Consider the following 20,350-nt stretch of genomic DNA (forward strand, 5'->3'; position numbering starts at 1 on the left):
GCGCGAGTGCTTGATTTCTCAGACACACACCTTGCTTCATCATTGATGAAACAACGTGACATCGCCCTTGGGCCTCCTATACGCAGGATCTGATACGAAAATTCCAAGATTTATGTGCGCTTAAGCCGGTTCTTCTCCCCAGTAACCGCACGGGGTATCGCCTAATAAAGACGTCCGATAATCTTGCATTCTCGTCATTATGCTCCTTAATAGAGCAATGCCCCCTATCGTTGAACAAAGCGTCGAAAATCATCCCGAGGACAGTTCAGCACCGCCTCACAGCGCGGTTGTCGGTCGTGCAGAGGCGGCGAGTTCCGCCAATACACGACGCGCCTATGCTGCCGACTGGAAGCATTTTTCCTCGTGGTGCCGGCGGCAGGGTCTTCCGCTCATGCCGCCCGATCCCGCCGTTGTCGCGCTCTACATAAGAGCTTGTGCCTCCGGCAGCAGCAACGGTGCCGGTGCGCGGGGCGGCAAGCCCAACACGGTCTCGACGATCGAGCGGCGGCTCTCAGCGCTCTCCTCGAGTTACTCCCAGGCAGGTCTGCCGCTTGACCGCAGCGACCCGGCGATTGCCAGTGTCATGGCCGACATCCGCAACACCCGAGCCGCTCCGCCGCGCCAGAAGGAGGCGGTCCTGCCCGGCGAGTTGGTCGCCATGATCGAGACGCTGGAGCGCGGCACGCTCCGCGGCCTGCGCGACCGCGCCATGCTGCTCATCGGCTTTGCTGGCGGCCTGCGGCGCTCGGAAATCACGGGGCTCGATCTCGGTCGCGACCAAACGCAAGACGGCCGCGGCTGGGTCGAGATCTCTGACAAGGGCATGCTTGTTACGCTGCGCGGCAAGACCGGCTGGCGCGAGGTGGAGATCGGCCGCGGCTCGTCGGAGGCTAGCTGCCCTGTTGCCGCCGTGAATGCATGGATCCGGTTCGCCAGGCTGGCGAGAGGGCCGCTTTTCCGTCGCGTGACCGGCCGGGGCAAGGACGTCGGACCGGACCGGTTGAACGACCAGGAGGTAGCCCGCCTGGTCAAGAAGACGGCTCTGGCCGCCGGCGTGCGGGGTGACCTGTCCGAAACCGAGCGTGGCGCGAAGTTCGCCGGGCACTCCTTGCGCGCCGGACCCGCCTCAGCCGTCTGAAATCGACGAAGGAACCGAATACCTGAAGCGCGACGGCAAGCCCAACGCGGTGTCCGCCCGATGAGCAGCGGACATGGCCCTTGGCGACATATACAAACGGCCTTGTGGCTGTAAGGATCGCTCGATGGCCACCATCGCCGCCGCTTTCCCGCAATAGCCCCCTTAACCCCGCTGCCCCGAAGAAAGACCCTGCCTGAGGATCTGCATTCCATACTGGAGAGGAGATCGATTGGCCGTTAGGCGGAAAAAGCCAACCACCTCTCTTTCGGCCACAGATGGCCCAGGACGCGTTTTTTGCGTTTTCCATGTCACGGGTCATTCTCATGCGAGAAATCCTCTGTACGGCCATCTGTGAGGGTCGAAAAATTCGGCGTTTTTACTTTTTGATTGCCGGGACTATGCCTTGCTGGTTTGGTTGCGAACAGCGAGGCGGCATCATCAGGGCGCGTAACGCCTCGGTCCAATACGGCTCCGACCATCGAACGGCCGCACTGTTTACGTTCCGAGTGCCATGCCCAAGCCGGTCAGCCGCGCGACGCCCCTACTGGCCGTCATCCACTTCTCGCAAACCGCCCCGCCGCACCAGAAGACGGCGGACCTGTCTTAAAATCTGAACGCCCTGCCCAAGACGTTGGAGCGCAGTGCCCTGCGTGATCTACAAATCGCGCGCCGCGGTCGCTCATCGGCTGGCACGGCAGCATGCTCGCAGATGAAGATCTCCGACAAGGGGACGCTTGCGACGCTTCGCAGCGATACCGCGTGGCGGGAGGTGGAGATCGGCCGAGGTTCGCCGGAAGCCAGTTTCCCCATGACCGCCTGGACTTGTCTCACCACGCACTCGGCGTTTGCTTTTCCGTAGGCCCCATACCTTCGGGGCGAACTGAGCGAAGTGAACACAACTTTTAAATGCCGCGATTCCAGGGAAATTCGATGTAACGCAGAATAAAGGTTGTATTTTTGCGCCAGAACGCGCAGCGAACGCAACTCACAATAAGCTTAACAAGACCTTAAGCTTTCTTCTAAAGTATTAAGTGGCAGATCCCGGGGTAGAGGCGCGCCGATTGTATTCGGTCCATAACGCGAACGATCATGTTCACCCCCTGTCTTAGCGTTTGTTCCACTCCCTCTACGGAAAATACTATGTCGCTCTTGCAAAACCTGCGGATCAGAACAAAGGTCCTGTCCCTCGTCCTTCCCGCCTGTCTTATCGGCATCGGCGGAACGCTCTATGTCTCGGGAAAATTCAAGTCTGCGGACACCGAGTATTCGGATTTCGTCAGCAATGACGGGAACGCCGAGATAGACATGGCCATTGCCAGCCAGCGTCTCGTTTCCATCGTTTATGACGCCTATCAAGTGTTTCTCTATGACGCCGGAACCGAAGGCATGAAACGAGCGGAGGGCGACTACGCGGCCAGCAAGTTGCGGCTCAACGATCTGATCGATAACGCGAGGACGTTGATGCCGGCAGACCGCGAGGCGCTGGCGTCTCTCCAGGCGCAATCCAACAGTGTCATCGAGATCACGGATAAAGCCGTCGCTGCGGGATCCGCCGACCGTAACGAGGAAGCCAAAGCCCTTCTCGTCCAGGCCGATGAAAAGGCTGCCGAGACGATCAAGGCGATGCGCGCATGGATCAACAATACGAGCGACAGGCTCAAGGAGAAGGCCGCAGTCCTTTCCGAGAAAACCAACAACACGATCCTGTATACCCTTCTGGCACTGGCCGCTGTTTTTTCGTCCCTGCTGCTTCTCGCCGTGATCGTCACGAAGCGCGAGATTTCCAATCCGATCGAGCGGCTTCGCCTCAGGATGATGTCGCTTGCCTCCGGGCAGGTGGATGAGGCTGTGCCCGGTGTCGACCGCCGGGACGAGCTCGGAAGCATGGCTTCGGCCGTCTCCGTCTTCCGGGATAACGCCATCGAAAAGGATCGCCTGGAAAAGCAGAGCGACGCCGATCGAGCGCTTTCGGAACATGAGAGACTGGAGCGGGAAAAACAGAAGGCCGCCGACGCCGCCAACACCAAGTTTGCCGTCGATTCGCTGCGCGACGGGTTGGAAGCTCTCGCCAATGGCAACGTCTCCCACCGCATCCTGACGCCCTTTACCGGCACGCTCGACGAACTGCGCTCGAACTTCAACAGTTCCGTGGAGAAGCTTCACTCCGTGCTTCGCTCGGTCGGGCAGAATGCGGAAGGGATCGACGCCGGTGCGAATGAGATCCGCGCGGCGGCCGACGATCTTTCAAGACGTACCGAACAACAGGCCGCCTCCGTCGAGGAAACCGCAGCAGCTCTGGAGCAGATCACTACGACGGTCAAGGATTCGGCCAAGCGTGCGGATGATGCAGGCCGCCTCGTATCGAAGGCACGAACAGGCGCGGAACAGTCTGGTGCCTTGATGCAGAATGCTGTCGAAGCGATGATGGCGATTGAGAAATCTGCGGCTGAGATGGGCAACATCATCTCCGTCATCGATGAAATCGCGTTCCAGACCAATCTCTTGGCATTGAATGCGGGCGTGGAAGCGGCGCGCGCCGGCGAGGCGGGGAAAGGCTTTGCGGTGGTCGCGCAGGAGGTTCGGGAACTTGCACAGCGCTCGGCGAACGCCGCCAAGGAGATCAAGGCGTTGATCGCGGCGTCGGGCTCGCAGGTTCAAACCGGCGTCGAGCTCGTCAAGCAGACCGGCGTTTCGCTCGAGACGATCGTGGCGGAAGTCCGGGAGATAAGCCTGCACGTGAACGCCATCGTGGAATCGTCCCGGGAACAGGCGACCGGCCTTCAGGAGATCAACACCGCCGTGAACGTGATGGACCAGGGCACGCAGCAGAACGCGGCGATGGTCGAGCAGTCGACGGCGGCCAGCCATGGCCTTGCCCGGGAAGCCGCTGCGCTCAACCAAGTCCTGGCGCAATTCAATCTTGGTGGCTCAAAGGGCTCGGAGCATGGCCTTCGGGCGATGCGAGCCGCATAGTCTTTCTGCAATCGAGTGGATATCGCGCCAAGCGGCGCGGTATCTTTGAGGCAAACCCTCCAACGGCAAAAAGACGTTTCGATCTCTGCGCCTGCGCCCGACCCGACCGTCCTGCGGGACCTGTTTGCCAATCGGCAGACCCTTTCGCAAAAGCCCGCAGACGCGCCGCAAGGCCCCTGAGGCTGGATAACGGAAACAGCGAGCGGTCGCGCTCACGATCATTCGCACTCGCCTAGAGTTCAACGAAGACATCGTCAAAGGCGATTTGACGAGAGTGCCCGCCGCCGCCCCTACCCTCCCCCCAGCGCTTGCTGAAATGTTGAGAACCTGTCGATGAGCAAGGGCGTGGGACGCGAGAACCAGCTCGCCGCAGATATCGAGCCGACCCAAGTCGATGCCGTCTAACACCCACTTGAACCAGATCGCAGCCCAGTCCGGAAATTCGAGCGCCATCGCGACGAGGTCCCGTGGCGATGTCCGGCTGGGTCGTGGCTCGACCGGTCCAGGCATGTCGCCGCTGCGCGCCGAGATATTCGGTGGTTGGCACGCTTGGGTCATCCACAATGCGACCGCTTTCGCGGCACGACCAATTTGCGGCGAAGGTTGAGGCAACGAGCCCGCTACATAGCTGGCAGATGGATGACTGGTACGACATAGCCACCGGCACGCTCCGATGAGGTCACTATCCCTGTTGACAGCTGTCAACAGGCCGCTCGTCAACCACATCTCGGGGTGGCACTTGTTTACACTGGCGGAAGCTCGTCGCGTCACACGCGACGCCCGAGCCGAGTTTCCTTGCTCACGAGCGAGCACGTCTCGGTCAGAAGATTGCCATAGCAAAAGAGACGGACCACGGTGCGCATAGGGTCGCGTCGGAATATGTCTCTTGTGGTGGCTCTAGTTCATGCGCGGAAGCGGCCAGGCGACGAGCCGACTCCATCGACCGTTCTGAACAGGTCCACGCCGAACGGCTCACGTGCTCCTCGGTCACTCGTTGACAGCTGTCAACTCACGCCAACCCCCGTCGCCAAAAATCCCCGCAAACGATTCATTTTCCAGCATTTCCATCCTCGTCAACCGCCGTTTTTCTTTCTCGTAAAGGCTTGACGCGACTCAGAGCTTGGCCCACCGTTCCTACGGAATAAGGCGAAGGATTGTTAGTTCGCCGTAACTGCTAGACGTATCTGTAGATTTTCAGGCTGCCGCATATCCACGGTGCCGAGAATCGGACGATAATAGCATCACGGTCGGTTGCGCATGAGGCGCTGGTTCGACCGGATAACAATCGGAGACTTTGATGGCCTTGCCTTCGGATACCGCCATGGAAGAACATAAAGAGCCGCTTCGCCCGGCGGACGAAACCATTGCAGAAGATGCGCAGGCACTCTCCACGCAGCTCCAGTCGATGCGCGACCGGTTGTTCTCGCCGACGTCGCGAAAGTCCTTGCGCAGCTTCACCTCGGGAGAAGCCGCGCGGCTGATCGGCGTGTCCGACGGTTATCTTCGGCAGATTTCGCTGGCGGGAGAAGGACCGGAACTCGCCACCGGTCCCGGTGGCCGTCGCATGTATTCGCTCTCCGATATCGATGCGCTTCGCCATCACCTCGCCGAGCAGGCACGCGCCAAGGGCAATATCGCCAAGGCCCGCTCCTATCTGAAATGGCGTGACGAGGCGCGCGGCGAGCATCTCCAGATCATCTCCGTGACCAACTTCAAGGGCGGCTCGGGCAAGACGACATCGGCCGTCCACCTCGCCCAGCACCTGGCCATGACCGGCCATCGCGTGCTGGCCATCGATCTCGATCCGCAGGCTTCGCTTTCCGCACTCTTCGGCTACCAGCCGGAACTTGATCTGGTTGGCAACGACACGATCTATGGTGCAATCCGCTACGATGACGAGGCGCGACCGCTTTCGGCCATCATCCGCAAGACCTACTTCCATAATCTGGACCTGGTCCCCGGCAATCTCGAACTCCAGGAGTTCGAGCATGCTACGCCCCGCGCGCTCGCCGAGCGTCGCCCCGGCGACGCGCATGGCTTCTTCTTCACACGCGTCCAGGCGGCCCTTGCCACGGTGGCCGACAACTATGACGTCGTCGTCATCGATTGCCCGCCGCAGCTCGGTTATCTGACGCTGTCTGCACTCTGCGCCTCGACGTCCGTCATCGTGACGGTGCATCCGCAGATGCTGGATGTCGCCTCGATGAGCCAGTTCCTCTTCATGACGGCGGATCTGCTCGGTGTGGTGCGTGAGGCGGGTGGGCAGCTCAATTTCGATTTCCTGCGCTACCTCGTGACACGCTACGAGCCGCATGACGCGCCACAGGCGCAGATCGCGGGCTTCCTTCGCTCGCTGTTCGGCAGCCGCGTTCTGACGGCACCGATGCTGAAATCCACCGCCGTCTCGGATGCCGGCCTGACGAAGCAGACGCTCTACGAAGTCGGCCGCGAGAACTTCTCGCGCGGCACCTACGACCGCGCGATGGACGCGCTGGACGCCGTCAACAACGAGATTGAACAGCTTATTCATACCGCATGGGGACGCACGTGATGGCCGGCCGCGATCGAAAGAACTCCATCAAGGCGCTGTTCGGCGGCGATATCCTGCCGGCCGGAGAGGCGGCACCCGAAACGAAAGCCGCGCCGACGGCAAACGAGCCGGCCGCCGCCCCCGTGCGGACGTCATCCGGTGCCGTCAAGGCGATGGGCCTCTCGCTGACCTCGATTACCCGCGAGGCGGAGGAGGCACGGGCGCTTCGACAGGCGCTGCAGGACGGCGAACGCATCGTTTCACTCGATACCGACAAGATCGACGTCTCCTTCGTCAACGACCGCCTGAGCGACGAGGAGCGTGACGATCCGGATTTCCTCGCACTCGTCGACAGCATCCGCGAGAGCGGACAGCAGGTTCCGATCCTGGTGCGGCCCTCACCCGCCGGAAGCGCCGACACAGGCGAAGGCGACCGATATCAGGTAGCCTATGGTCACCGCCGCCTGCGCGCCGCTCGCCGCCTCGGCCAGCCCGTAAAGGCGATCGTCAAGACGCTGAGCGACGACGAACTTGTTCTGGCACAGGGCAAGGAAAATGCCGAACGCCGTAACCTGAGCTTCATCGAGCGCGCGCTGTTTGCGCATACGCTCGTTCGGCGCGGTTTCGAGCGCAAGCTCGTCTGCGATGCCTTGGCGGTGCAGAAGAGCGAGCTGTCACGCCTGCTCCAGGTCGCAGACGCCGTGCCCTTCCGCTTCGTGCGCGAGATCGGTCCGGCGCCGAAGGCCGGCCGTGAGCGCTGGATGGCGCTTGGCGCGCTTTTCGAGAACGGCAATGGCGCGGAGATCGAGAAATCGGAGGACGAGGTCCATTCCGAGCGTTTCCGGTCGGCGACGAGCGATGAGCGTTTTCAGATGCTGTTCGACCGGCTGATGCGGCGCGCGCCCAAGGCGGCGCCAGCGACCGAGGCGATTATCCGTCCCGACGGCGGCGTACTCGCCCATGTCGAACGAAAGGGCAAGGCCGTGCGCATTGCCTTTGCCCCGGAAGTCGATCCCGCCTTCATCGAGGCCTTCACAGCACGCATGAAGGACGATTACGCAGACTTTCTAGCCGCGCGCAAAGACGCGAAGGCGGGAAAGACCTGACGGATATTATTGTGATTCGGCCGCGTAAGCGGTTGGAGAACGCCTGAGAAACCAGCGAAAGGAAGCGCAGAGACAAGAAAAAAGGCCCCCAAAACGTCACCATTTCGGAAGCCCTCTTCTATGTAGCAATTCGAGAGAATCACTTCCTACAGTCAAAGTCAAGAGTCGTGCGACGCCAGCGTCGTGCGAATGTGAAACTTCGTCTGCCAAATGGCCTGTCTCAGGAGCGGAATCCCCGCTCGATCATGCGACAGGACGGATGGATGGCGTCGACGGGACCTCCTTGCCTCGGAAAAGGGGACCCGAATGATGGAGCATATTGCAACGACGCCTTTTGGCGGCGGACGGATAACTGCGCGCCAGTTCCAGAGACAGCGCGAGACGGCCGGCCGGCAGGAAAAACTGCGGGCTGGCAAGGGCGGCAACGATACCGGCCGGGCCGACAAGTGGCAGCTGATGCGCGCCCTGACCGAGGCACGCGCGGCCTATGGCATCGGAGATCGCGCAATCAGCGTGCTTGAAGCCCTCGTCTCCTTTACCACCACACGGGAGCTCGACGGTTCGGCACCGATCATTGTCTTCCCGTCAAATCGCGAACTGTCGGTGCGCACGCGCGGCATTTCGCCGGCGACGATCCGACGCCACCTGGCAGCACTGGTCGAGGCCGGCATGATCTTCCGCCGCGACAGCGCCAACGGAAAGCGCTTCTGCCGGCGCGACGACAACGGCGTGATAGAGGACGCCTTCGGTTTCGACCTTGCGCCGCTCGCGCTCCGGGCCACAGAGATACTGGAAGCGGCAGAAGCAGCACGCGCCGAGGAAAGAGCAATCAGGGCGCTGCGGAGCGAGGTGACGCTGCACCAGCGCGATATCACCAAGATCATCGCCTGCGCATTGGAAGAGGGCAGGGCGGGCGACTGGCTCGATTTCAAGGCCCGATTGGCAACGATGACCACCGGCCTCGGCCGCCGCATGCGACGCGATCTCCTGGCATGGCGGCGCGATAAACTGATCACCCTGCGTGCTGAAGTGGAAAACGCTTATCTTTCAAGCCTTTCCGAACGAGAAATGAGCGGCAATGAGCTTCAAAATGAGCAGCATATTCAGAATACAAAGACAGATCACTCATTTGAACTGAACGGCCAGGAAAACACTGATGGCAGCGTTACGGTCTCAAATTTGGCGGTACCGGAGCAGAAGATGGCGATCAGTCTCGACAGATTGATGCGGATTTGCCCGCAGATTGCCGATTACACGAAGGATGGCATCCGGTCATGGAACGATTTCTTCGCCGCTGCGGACCTCGCACGGTCGATGCTCGGCATCACGCCCGATGCGTGGCGCAAGGCGAAAGCGGCGATGGGTGAACAGACGGCGGCCGTGGTGATCACGGTGCTGCTGGAACGGGGCGAGGCCGTCCGCTCGCCCGGAGGCTATCTGCGAAACCTGACGGAAAAGGCCCAGCGTGCGGCCTTCAGCATCTATCCGATGCTTCAGGCGCTGGAACGGTCACGGGCATGATGGACGGACGCGGGAAAAACCTCCGGACGACCGGGCGGATGGCGGTATTTGCCCCCGCCCGATGCAGTGTCAGCGCCAACCAAGCGCCGGAGCGACATGTTTCAGGATGGATTCGATGACATGCGCGTTGTAATCCACACCGAGCTGGTTCGGCACGGTCAGAAGCAGCGTATCGGCCTCCTGAATGCCTTCGTCGGCGGCAAGCTGTGCGATCAGCCTGTCAGGCTCGTCGGCATAGGATCGCCCGAAGATCGCCCGCGTCTTGTCGTCGATGAAACCAACGGAATCCTCTTCCTTGCCGCCGCGGCCGAAATAGGCGCGATCCCGGTCATCGACCAGGGCGAAGATGCTGCGGCTGACCGAAACGCGTGGCGTGCGTGTGTGGCCGGCCTCCTTCCAGGCCTCGCGATAGGCCCGGATCTGCTTGGCCTGCTGGACATGGAAGGGTTCACCGGTTTCGTCGTTCTTGAGCGTGGAGCTTTGCAGGTTCATGCCGAGCTTGGCGGCCCACACGGCGGTGGCATCGGAGCCGGCGCCCCACCAGATGCGCTCACGCAAGCCTTCCGAGTGCGGTTCAAGCCGCAGCAGGCCCGGCGGGTTGGGAAACATCGGGCGCGGATTGGCCTGGGCAAAGCCTTCGCCCTTCAGCACCTCCAGGAAGACTTCCGTGTGCTGGCGACCCATATCGGCATCGTTCATGCCCTCCGCCGGCGCATAACCGAAATGGCGCCAGCCATCGATGACCTGCTCAGGCGAGCCGCGGCTGATGCCAAGCTGAAGCCGACCCTGCGAAATGAGATCGGCCGCGCCGGCGTCTTCCGCCATGTAGAGCGGGTTTTCGTAGCGCATATCGATGACGGCCGTGCCGATCTCGATGCTCTTGGTCCGCGCACCGACGGCTGCCAGCAGCGGAAAGGGCGAGGCGAGCTGCCGCGCGAAGTGATGCACCCGGTAATAGACGCCGTCGGCGCCCAGCTCCTCCGCCGCAACCGCCAGATCGATCGATTGCAGCAACGTGTCGCCCGCAGACCGGGTCTGCGACTGCGGGGAAGGGGTCCAGTGACCGAAGGAAAGAAAGCCGATTTTCTTCATGTAAGTCCGCCTCGAAACCATGCGTCCGTTTATGGGAAGTTGATGCGCAAGATGGAGGCTCGCCGCCCGCTTGAAAAGGCCGGCAGTGAGAACGGTGCGTTCACCGGTTGAGGCGAATGGCGTTCGTTGCCGCCAGATACGCCGGTCGGACGGGGTTTGCCTACCTGTCGCGGGGCAGCAGCTCGAGGTCGAGGCGATTATAGGTGGCCTGGATCATGTCGATATCGCTCAGATGGCTGGCGACGGCGATTTCCACCATCACATCGGCCACGGAGACGTCCACGCAGCGTGTTTGCGACCGCTCAGCTCCGGCAAGAACCACGGCCTGCGCCTGATCGCCGCCCAGAGCGAAATACAGGTTGAGCGCGCTCTCGAGATAGGGAAGGGCCCGTCCGGCGGCTGATTGCGATGCGAGGTCGCCTTCGTTCTGCGTGGCAAGGGCAACAGCCTTGTTCTGGATCTCGCTCATCTCGTTTCTCTCTTCACGCACCAACCGGAAGCTGCCGCACAACCGCAGCCTGCACGCATTTATCCCGACCAAGCTAGCGCCAGCCTGATGCGTGCTGGTGGCGGACGGGTGAAAATTCGAGGCGTTTTGCGCTTGAAAGCGTCTTCGAGCCGAGTTAATCGAGATGCGTTACGTTATTACGTTTCGATTCGGACGTTAGCGCCGGAATAGACAATGGAAGGAAAAGGCAATGACCAAGGTGTTGAAAAAACTCAGCTATGTGGCGGCGATATCCACGGCGCTCGGGCTTACGGGGCTGGTCAGTGCCCATGCCGCATCGGAGCATAAACACAGCCACAGCCATGCCGACGAGGCGCAGAAGAAGGTCCATGAGGGTTATTTCGCGGATGACCAGGTAAAGGCACGTCCGCTTTCGGACTGGGAAGGCGACTGGCAGTCCGTCTATCCCTATCTCGTCGACGGAACACTCGACCCCGTGATGGCGGACAAGGCCAAGCATGGCGACAAGAGTGCGGCCGATTACCGGGCCTATTACGACGTCGGCTACAAGACCGATGTCGATCGCATCCTGATTGCCGGGTCGAAGGTTACCTTCTTCCGCGGCGAGACGGCCGTCAGCGGCGATTATGAAACCGATGGCCACGAGATCCTGACCTACAAGAAGGGCAATCGCGGCGTTCGCTTCATTTTCAAGAAGGTGGCGGGGGACGAGGCAGCACCCGCCTTCATCCAGTTCAGCGACCACATCATCGCCCCTGAAAAGGCCGGCCACTACCATCTCTACTGGGGCGACGACCGCGCTGTGGTGCTGAAGGAACTGACGAACTGGCCGACCTACTATCCGGCCAATCTCGACGGCAAGCAGATCCTCGAGGAAATGCTCGCCCATTGAGCCGAGCGCGGCCTGCCTGCCGGGACTTTGTCTTGGGATACCGCGCCGCCTGACGCGGTATCCAGCTCGATCGAGCTACTCAGGTTGGATTGCGTCAGGAGCGGGTTGAGCGGGGCGGCTCCCGGGCAAAATCATGGCTGGCCGCCGCCCTACAGCGGATTTCTCGCAAAGACTGCCCCCACCACGTGGCAAACTCACAAAACGCGCCCGGGGCCATCTATGGCGGAACAAGGGGCGGCCGCTTTTTTCCCTAACGGGACCTTGTCGATCGCATCCATCATGGCAATGGAATCCTTGGGCAGGGCCGCCGCCCTTCGGCGGTGGCGGGGGCGACGTGGCAATTGCGGCGCATTTCTATTCTTAGAGAGTATAATGACGATGATGCGAGATTATCGGACATTGTCTGTCGCCGACATGCCGTGCGGTTATTGGAGGAAAAACCGCAAAATCCGCACATATGGCTTGAGCTGGCGGACAACGATTTGCCCGTCGGTTCAGCCGTTTCCGTGACAACATTTGCGGGCTGCCTGCCCGCTGGATAGTGCGCGCGGCGGGCCGGTCGCGTCTGGCGCCCTTCGCGCCCGGCATTGCCTTGAAACCGCTGGATGATCTTGCCCGCCTAGGCCGGCTGCCGGCTTTCCCGCCGGGCCCTGAATATGCCGCCGTCGAGGGCAGGGACTATCAGGTCAAAAAAAATGGGCCGGCGAGTTGCGCGGCCCATGAAGTGTGAAGGTTCAAAAAACCTCCAGAGGGGAACAGCTGCTGCGGCGGCACTGGGAGGAAAAAAGCCGCCATATGCATCAGCTGGGTGCACTATGCCCCTTTTTTGACCAGATGGAAAACATTTATTGTGCAATGCAGCCATGCACAGGCCGCGTTGCTCCGGCATTGTCGCACGATTGCGAAAAATCAGCCCGATATTTGCCACAGACGCGGCTAGGATGCGGCGCCGTAACATTAGCGCGGGCTTGAGCATGTCGGATAAAACAGGTGTGGTTTCCGAGGACACGTCGTCCCGGCTCGTTGTGCTGTTCCTTACATACAGACTTTATATTCTCGGCGCGGCCAGCCTTTTCGTTTTCGCGCTCGTCGCGTTCGCGCTGTACCACCTGACCGCGGAGGTCCGCTACGACGAGGTGCTCGCCGCGCTTTCGGCGACCTCATGGAGCGCCATCGCGCTTGCGGCGCTGTTCACCGGCCTCAGCTTCTTTGCGCTCATCCTCTACGACGTCAACGCGCTGGACCATGTGGGGCGCAAGGCGCCGTTCCCCTCCGTCGCCGTCACCGCCTTCATGGCCTATGCAGTCGGCAATACCGTAGGGTTCGGCCCGCTCAGCGGCGGGGCGATCCGCTTCCGCGCCTATTCCAGGCTCGGGCTCACGCCGGGCGAGATCGCCCGCATCATCGCCTTCGTCACGCTGTCCTTCGGCCTCGGGCTGCTTGGCGTCAGCGCCCTTGCCACGCTTGCCGTGGCGCCGCGCGTTGCCGGCATCATCGGCGTCGATGCGCTCTGGTTGCGTGTCATCGCCGGCGCGGTGGTGGCCGGGCTTGCCGCCGTCTTCTATATCGGCCGCAACGGCCGGGTGCTCACCATGAAGGGCTTTCGGCTTCGCCTGCCCGATAGCGGCACTGCATCGCGCCAGTTCCTCGTCTCCGCACTCGATATCGCCGCCGCGGCCTCCGTGCTCTATGTGCTCCTGCCCGAAACCCATGTCGGCTGGCCGACCTTCCTCGCGATCTATGCAGTCGCGATCGGTTTCGGCGTACTCAGCCATGTTCCCGCCGGGCTGGGGGTCTTCGAAGCCGTCATCATGGCGGGCCTGTCCAACGCCATCGGCATCGATCAACTGCTCGGTAGTCTCGTGCTCTACCGGCTGATCTACTATGTGCTGCCGCTGCTTTTGGCCACGCTTCTCCTGCTCCTGACCGAAATGCGCCAGCTGGCGCTGCGGCCCGGCGTCGCCGAGGCGGCCCAGCTTGCCGGAAAGCTAGCCCCTGCGCTGATCGCCACGCTGTCGCTGCTGCTCGGTGCGATGCTGATCTTCTCGAGCGTGGTGCCGACGCCCGACACCGATCTGGACTTCCTGTCGGGCTACCTGCCGTTGCCGATCGTCGAAGGCGCGCATTTCCTCTCGAGCCTGATCGGCCTGCTTCTGATCGTGGCCGCGCGCGGGCTCGGCCAGCGGCTCGACGGCGCGTGGTGGGTGGCGCTCGCAGGCGCCGCTATCGCCTTCGCCTTCGCCTTCCTGAAGGCCATCGCCGTGTTCGAGGCGGCACTCCTGGCGCTGTTCATTGTCGCGCTGCTTGCCAATGCGCGCGCCTTCGACCGGCACAGTTCGCTGCTGCGCCAGGCGCTTGGTCCATCCTGGCTGATGGCCATCGCCGTCATCATCGTGACGGCCACCTTCATCCTGCTCTTCGTCTATCGCGACACGAACTATGCGCATGACCTGTGGTGGCAGTTCGAATTCTCGGAAGAGGCGCCACGCGGATTGCGTGCGCTGCTCGGCCTTGCCATCGCCGCGTCGACGCTGGCGCTGTCCAGTCTGCTCCGGCCTGCGCATTACCGAACGGAAGGGCCGACGCCGGAGGAATTGAACCAGGCCGTCGCCGTGACGATGCAGCAGGATGTGGCGGATGCCAATCTGGTGCGCATGGGCGACAAGCGGCTGATGTTCTCGCCCTCGGGACGTTCCTATATCATGTACGGCATCCATGGCCGCTCCTGGATTGCGCTCGCCGATCCCATCGGTGCCGAAGAGGAGTTCCCCGAACTCGTCTGGCAATTCGTCGGCGCGGCGCGGGCAGGCGGGGGACGCGCCGCCTTCTACCAGATTTCGCCGGCCTTGCTCGGTGCCTGCGCGGATGTCGGCCTGCGGGCTTTCAAGCTCGGCGAGCTCGCCACCATCGACCTCGCGGAGTTCGAGCTCAAGGGCAGCCGTTTCGCCAATCTGCGCCAGTCCTATAACCGGGGCCTGCGCGATGGCCTGACGTTCAGCGTCGTCCCGCCGGGCGAGGTCGCCTCGATCCTGGACGATCTTCGTACCGTCTCGGATGGATGGCTGGACCATCACAACGCCAAGGAAAAGACCTTCTCGCTGGGGGCCTTCGCCGACGATTACGTGCTGTCCCAGCCCGTTGCCGTCGTGCGGCTTGCCGAGCGCATCGTGGCCTTCGCCACGCTCATGGTGACGGATACGAAAGCCGAGGCGACGGTCGATTTGATGCGCTTTGCGCCCGACGCCCCAAAGGGTACGATGGACTTCCTTTTCGCCAGCATTCTCGACTATCTGCGCAACGAAAAATATGCCCGGTTCAACCTCGGCATGGCGCCGTTGTCGGGCATGGCGCGGCGCGAGGCGGCACCGGTTTGGGACCGCGTCGGGGGCGCGCTCTTCGAACACGGCGAGCGGTTCTACAATTTCAAGGGCCTGCGGGCTTTCAAATCGAAGTTTCATCCCCGCTGGGAACCGCGCTATCTTGCGGTCTCCAACGGTACCGGGGCAGTGCTGGCCCTGATGGACGTGACCTTTCTGATCGGCGGCGGCGTCAAAGGAGTAATCTCGAAATGAAGGTTCTATCCCGTCTTACGGCCGCCGCGCTGCTCGCCGGCCTCCTGCCATGCGCAGCCATGGCGCAGGACTTCGATACGGGCATGATCCCCGGCGATCATATCACCATGCCCGATGGCGCGCCGGAGGCGAGCGTGTTCCTGATCTCCGGCAAGGACGGCTGGGGCGCGCAGGAAGACAAGCAGGCCGCGGACCTGGCCGCCAAGGGGGCGGCCGTCGTCGGCATCGACCTGCCGGCCTATCTCAAGACGCTTTCGGCCGATACCGGCGACTGCGTCTACATGATCTCCGACGTGGAAGCGCTCGCCCACCAGATGCAGCGCGCCGGCGGGGCGACGCAGTACAATCCGCCCATTGTCGCCGGCATTGGGGAGGGGGGTGCCCTGGCGCTCGCCATGATCGCCCAGAGCCCCGCCGCCACGCTCGACCAGGCGATCGCCGTCGATCCGGAAGCCGGCATCGCGCTGGACAAGGTGCTCTGCACCCCGGCCAGCAAGACAAAGGCCGGCGACCGCACGCTCTATGGCCTGACGGACGGGCCGCTGCCGGCGCCGGTGACGGTGCTGTTCACCGCCGATGCCCCGCAGGCCGGCCGCGACCATGTGGCGACGCTGCAGGCGGCGCATCCCGATATCGAGGTGCGTGACGAGACGGCGAGCGCCGCCGATGCGCTTTCTCAGGCTCTGGCCGACCGCGTCGACGCGGCCGGTGGTACCGAGACGCCCCTTGGCTTGCCGCTCAGCGTTCTGAAGGCGACGCCGGCCTATGACACCATGGCTGTGGTCTATTCCGGCGACGGCGGATGGCGCGACATCGACAAGCAGGTGGCTGGCGCGCTGCAAGAGCGCGGTATTCCCGTCGTCGGCGTGGATTCGCTGCGCTACTTCTGGTCGGAGCGAAAGCCGCAGGAAACGGCGGACGATCTTTCGCGCATCGTCGATGCCTTCAGCAAGGAATGGGACGTCAAGCATGTGCTGCTCGTCGGCTATTCCTTCGGTGCCGATGTGCTGCCGGCGACCTACAACCTGCTCTCCGCCGACGACCGAAAGCGGGTGCCGCAGGTGACGCTGATGGCGCTGTCGCACCAGGTGGACTACGAGATATCGGTGACAGGCTGGCTCGGCGTGGCCGGGGAGGGCGCAGGCGGCGATCCCGTCAAGGACATCGCCAAGATCGATCCGAAGATGGTGCAATGCATCTACGGCAGCGAGGAGGACGACGATCCGTGCCCGACACTGAAGGCTTCGGGCGTGGAAGCCATCTCGATCGAGGGCGGCCACCATTTCGACGGTGACTACGAGGCCCTTGCCGGCCGCATCATCGACGGGCTGAAGAAGCGGCTGGCGGCTGGCGCGCAATAGGCTTCCCCCGTGTCCGCGAGCGTGCCGGGATGCCGTCAGGTTGACCTCCATGTCGATCGGGAGGATAGTGACGCCTCACTCCAGGGAGGAGGGATAGCGTCATGAAGATCGTGACCAGCCTGAGTTTCCAGGGCCAGTGCCGGGAAGCCTTCGAGTTCTATGCCGACGTTCTCGGCGGTACCATCACGGCTGCCATGCCCTATAGTGCCGCGCCGCCGGACATGCCCATCAGCGACGAAAAGTACAAGGACTGGCTGATGCATTGCTGGCTTCAAGTCGGCGATCAGGCATTGATGGGCGCGGACATGGACGTTGCCTGGGCGCCGAATGTGGGCAAGCCCAAGAACGGCTTCGACGTCACCCTGCATACAACGGACAAGGCCGAGGCGAAACGCTGGTATGACGCGCTTTGTGACGGCGGACGGCCGGGCATGCCTTTTGAAGAAACCTTCTGGTCCCCGGGGTTTGGCTCCCTGACCGACAAGTTCGGCGTGCCGTGGATGATCAATACGATTCCGTCTGCCGATTGGAAACCGCGGCAGGGTTAGGGTCGCGCGGCGGCGACCGAAAGGCTCAATCGGGCGGGGCCAGCTGCGAACGCGCCAGGAGCCGCACGAGCCAGTCCACGAAGACCCGGACCTTGTTACTCAGGTGCCGGTTGGGCGGATAGACGATGTAGAGCTGAAGGCGCTCGACCTGCCAATCGGTCAGCACAGGAACCAGCCGGCCGTCTTCCAGTGCCCCGCGCGCCATGAAGCGGGCGAGGAGGGCAATGCCCAATCCCGAAAGCGCGGCTGCGGAATAGCTGCGGGCGTCGTTGGTCGATACGGTGTAGCGGCCGTTGATCTCCATCTTTTCCTCGCCCCGCGTCAGCACGAAGGGCATGATGCGGTTGTTCTGCGCGAAAAAGTAGTTCACCAGGCGATGGTCCGTCTCAAGCTCCGACGGATGCTGCGGCGTGCCGAAGGCCGCGATGTAGTCCGGTGCCGCGCAGGCGAGCAGGTCGACCTCGCCGACCCGCCGCGCGATGAGCGACGTGTTGCCCGGCGCGCCGGCCCTGAGCGCGCAGTCGACATTCTCCGCGAGATAATCCACCGGCCGGTCGCCGACCCCCAGGTCGATGCTGATATCGGGGTAGGCCTCGTGAAAATCCTTCAATGCCGGAATGACGACCAGATCCGCGAAGGCGCCGGACATTTCCACGCGCAGCCGGCCGCTTGGATTGGTGCGGGAATGCGAAAGGCTGCCGTCCAGTTCATCGATCTCGGTGATGATCTGGTTGGCCCGTTCGTAGTAGAGCGCACCATCCGTGGTCACCATGACGCGCCGGGTCGTGCGGTTCAGCAACTTGGTTTGAAGATGCGCTTCCAGATTATGAATGAGATTGCTGACGGTGGCCTTGGGCATGCCCATGGCGTCCGCCGCCCGGGTGAAATTTCCCATCTCGACGACGCGAAGGAAAACGCGCATCGCAGAAAGCTGATCCATGGAACATTCCCGCTATGGAAGCTATGATTGTTCGAGTTATCGAACAGTGAAATCGATTTTACCACACTTATCTGGGTGCAATGACTAACGATATAAATGGTGAGGGCCCCTCCTATTTCAAACGGGGCTGCAGGACAAAATCGATGCCGGTGGAAATCAAGGATATGACGTTCGACAAGGTGGCCTCCGGCCCCGTGTCGGTGCGCGTCTATCAGGGAGCCGACTACGCCAGGGGTGCACCGGTCCTGTTGTATTTCCACGGCGGTGCGTTCACGCAGTCAGGCCTCACCCATTGCCCGCTCGCCGAATGCATTGCCGGCACGGGCGCCATCGTCGCCGTGCCGAACTATAACGAGGGTGGCGTCTTCCCCAGGCCGCTCGAAGCCGGCTTTTCCATCTTCTCCTATCTGGCCAAGAAGCGCGCGGGCCTCGGCGACCGCAAGTCGCTTCTCCTGATCGGCGGCGAGGAAGCCGGCGGCAACGTCGCGGCCGGCGTTGCGCTGAAGGCGCGCGACCACTTCGCCGACGAACTGGACGGCCAGGTTCTGCTGTCGCCGCTGCTCGATCCCTTCATGGCCACGCCGTCCTTCCGCAAGGCGGACACCATCGGCATGCACGATCGCTGGACCGACGGCTGGAACCACTATCTCAGCGGCGGCGTCTGCCATCCCTATGCCGCGCCGTCCATGTGCTCGCGCCTGTCGGGCCTTGCACCGGCGCTCATCATATCGTCCGAAGACGATCCGCTTCTCGACGAGGGCCTGGGCTATGCCGCAAGCCTGCGTGCGGCCGATGTCAAAGTACAGCAGCATGTCCTTCCCGCGGGAACAGGCTGGCCAACGATCTATAGCGGGACACCCAATGGGGCCGAGCACTGGGCAGGCGTCGTCGCCGACCAGTTTGCCGGTTTCGTTCACACGATAAGCACTGCCTGATTTGAATTGAAAATATAACGCGGACCCAAGCCGCACTGGAGAAAACAATGATATCGAAGCGCAAACGCTGGGCCCTCACGGGCGCCGGCCTGGGACTGGCTGTGTCTGCTTCTGCCGCAGCCCTGATCTTCCAACTTCCCGCCACCGCCGCCAAGGCCGAGGCGACCGCCGCCGCGGAGGTTCCCGCTGTACCGGTCACCGTTACCGTGGTCGAGAACCGCGACGTGGTGACATGGCAGGAATTCTCCGGCCGCCTGGAGGCCATCGATCGCGTGCAGGTTCGCTCGCGCGTTTCGGGCGCCATCCAGTCGGTTCACTTCCGCGAGGGGGCGCTGGTGAAGGCCGGCGACCTGCTCTTCACCATCGATCCACAACCCTTCCAGACCGCGGTGACGCAGGCAAAGGGCCAGTTCGCGTCCGCCGAGGCCCGGGTGAAGCTTGCCAAGACCCAGCTTGATCGCGGTGAACGCCTCGCCCAGAGCAACAGCATCTCGCAAAGCGACATCGACCAGCGCCTGAACGCGGTGGCAGAGGCAGAAGCGGCGCTGACCACCGCGCGCGCCACGCTCGATGCCGCTGAGCTGGAACTCAGCTACACGAATGTGCGCGCCCCGGTCGCCGGTCGCGTCGGCAAGGTGGAGATCACCACGGGCAACCTCGTGGCGGGCGGCTCGGCCTCCCCGGCCCTGACGACGCTCGTCTCCGTCGATCCGATCTATGCCAGCTTCAATGTCAGCGAGGAAACGGTCTCGGCCGCGCTCGCCGCCCTGCCTGCCTCCGAAGGCGCATTGCCGCCGATCGAGCAGATCCCGGTAGAGGTCGGCACGCTCGCCGATGAGGGCACGCCCATTCACGGCAAGCTCCAGCTCATCGGCAACGAGGTGGACGCGGCCAGCGGCACGATCGCCGTGCGCGCCGTCTTCGACAATCCGGGCAACCGGCTGATCCCCGGCCAGTTCGTGCGCATCCGCATGGGCGAGCCGAAGGCCGAGAGCAAGATCCTCGTCAGCGAGAAGGCCGTCGGAACCGACCAGGACAAGAAGTTCGTCTTCGTCGTCGACAAGGAAAACAAGGTCGCCTACCGGCCGGTCGTGCTCGGCAGCCTGTCGGGCAACGAGCGTATCGTCGAAAGCGGCCTTTCCAATGGCGACAAGGTGGTCGTCAACGGCCTGCAGCGCGTGCGCCCCGGTGTCGTGGTCGACCCGCAGGTGCAGGAAAACGTCGCCGCCGTGAAGTAACGGCGGCCGGCGGGGCGACGTAAAGGCCCCGCCTT

At 62.6% G+C, this 20,350-nt stretch carries 13 protein-coding genes and 1 pseudogene; 11 read left to right on the forward strand and 3 right to left on the reverse strand.

Going from position 1 to position 20,350, the window contains the following annotated elements:
* Window positions 1–217: 217 nt before the first annotated feature.
* The 5 genes and pseudogenes from GR158_RS09980 to repC all read left to right on the forward strand — a co-directional run.
* A pseudogene (locus GR158_RS09980) lies at window positions 218–1,132 on the forward strand (integrase); the annotation flags it as partial.
* Window positions 1,133–2,278: 1,146 nt separating this feature from the next.
* Entirely contained in the window at window positions 2,279–4,111 is a 1,833-nt protein-coding gene (locus tag GR158_RS09985) for a methyl-accepting chemotaxis protein (RefSeq protein ID WP_160870970.1), read from the forward strand.
* A gap of 1,321 nt (window positions 4,112–5,432) precedes the next feature.
* The gene (gene repA, locus GR158_RS09990; protein WP_230640225.1) at window positions 5,433–6,662 is read left to right on the forward strand and encodes a plasmid partitioning protein RepA; all 1,230 of its coding nucleotides are present in this window, start codon (window positions 5,433–5,435) and stop codon (window positions 6,660–6,662) included.
* On the forward strand, window positions 6,662–7,747 hold the full coding sequence (gene repB / locus GR158_RS09995) for a plasmid partitioning protein RepB (protein WP_160870971.1): 1,086 nt from the start codon (window positions 6,662–6,664) through the stop codon (window positions 7,745–7,747). The genes repA and repB overlap by 1 nt, the downstream gene beginning before the upstream one ends.
* A gap of 309 nt (window positions 7,748–8,056) precedes the next feature.
* Window positions 8,057–9,268, forward strand: a complete 1,212-nt coding sequence (repC, locus tag GR158_RS10000; RefSeq protein WP_246665624.1) for a plasmid replication protein RepC — start codon at window positions 8,057–8,059, stop codon at window positions 9,266–9,268.
* Window positions 9,269–9,337: 69 nt separating this feature from the next.
* On the opposite strand, the gene GR158_RS10005 is transcribed toward repC, so the two are convergent.
* On the reverse strand, window positions 9,338–10,360 hold the full coding sequence (locus GR158_RS10005; RefSeq protein ID WP_160870973.1) for an LLM class flavin-dependent oxidoreductase: 1,023 nt from the start codon (window positions 10,358–10,360) through the stop codon (window positions 9,338–9,340).
* 160 nt (window positions 10,361–10,520) lie between these two features.
* The gene (locus tag GR158_RS10010; protein WP_134652502.1) at window positions 10,521–10,829 is read right to left on the reverse strand and encodes a hypothetical protein; all 309 of its coding nucleotides are present in this window, start codon (window positions 10,827–10,829) and stop codon (window positions 10,521–10,523) included.
* Window positions 10,830–11,058: 229 nt separating this feature from the next.
* Between GR158_RS10010 and GR158_RS10015 the strand changes: the two genes are divergently transcribed.
* The 4 genes from GR158_RS10015 (at window position 11,059) to GR158_RS10030 (ending at window position 17,202) form a co-directional block, all read left to right on the forward strand.
* Complete coding sequence (locus GR158_RS10015; RefSeq protein WP_160870974.1) at window positions 11,059–11,721, forward strand: metal-binding protein ZinT; 663 nt, start codon at window positions 11,059–11,061, stop codon at window positions 11,719–11,721.
* A 974-nt stretch (window positions 11,722–12,695) separates the two neighbouring features.
* The gene (gene mprF, locus GR158_RS10020; protein ID WP_160870975.1) at window positions 12,696–15,293 is read left to right on the forward strand and encodes a bifunctional lysylphosphatidylglycerol flippase/synthetase MprF; all 2,598 of its coding nucleotides are present in this window, start codon (window positions 12,696–12,698) and stop codon (window positions 15,291–15,293) included.
* The gene (locus tag GR158_RS10025; RefSeq protein WP_160870976.1) at window positions 15,290–16,654 is read left to right on the forward strand and encodes a virulence factor family protein; all 1,365 of its coding nucleotides are present in this window, start codon (window positions 15,290–15,292) and stop codon (window positions 16,652–16,654) included. The genes mprF and GR158_RS10025 overlap by 4 nt, the downstream gene beginning before the upstream one ends.
* A gap of 101 nt (window positions 16,655–16,755) precedes the next feature.
* Complete coding sequence (locus GR158_RS10030) at window positions 16,756–17,202, forward strand: VOC family protein (protein ID WP_160870977.1); 447 nt, start codon at window positions 16,756–16,758, stop codon at window positions 17,200–17,202.
* Between the two features lie 25 nt (window positions 17,203–17,227).
* Here GR158_RS10030 and GR158_RS10035 read toward each other — a convergent pair whose 3' ends face one another.
* Window positions 17,228–18,142 carry a LysR family transcriptional regulator gene (locus GR158_RS10035; protein WP_160870978.1) on the reverse strand — a complete coding sequence of 305 codons (915 nt, stop codon included), beginning with the start codon at window positions 18,140–18,142 and terminating at the stop codon, window positions 17,228–17,230.
* 143 nt (window positions 18,143–18,285) lie between these two features.
* Between GR158_RS10035 and GR158_RS10040 the strand changes: the two genes are divergently transcribed.
* Both GR158_RS10040 and GR158_RS10045 read left to right on the forward strand, forming a co-directional pair.
* On the forward strand, window positions 18,286–19,077 hold the full coding sequence (locus GR158_RS10040; protein WP_160870979.1) for an alpha/beta hydrolase fold domain-containing protein: 792 nt from the start codon (window positions 18,286–18,288) through the stop codon (window positions 19,075–19,077).
* Between the two features lie 47 nt (window positions 19,078–19,124).
* The gene (locus GR158_RS10045) at window positions 19,125–20,315 is read left to right on the forward strand and encodes an efflux RND transporter periplasmic adaptor subunit (protein WP_134652516.1); all 1,191 of its coding nucleotides are present in this window, start codon (window positions 19,125–19,127) and stop codon (window positions 20,313–20,315) included.
* Window positions 20,316–20,350 lie beyond the last annotated feature (35 nt).

Origin of the sequence: Shinella sp. AETb1-6, assembly GCF_009826875.1 — a bacterium.
GTDB lineage: Bacteria > Pseudomonadota > Alphaproteobacteria > Rhizobiales > Rhizobiaceae > Shinella > Shinella sumterensis.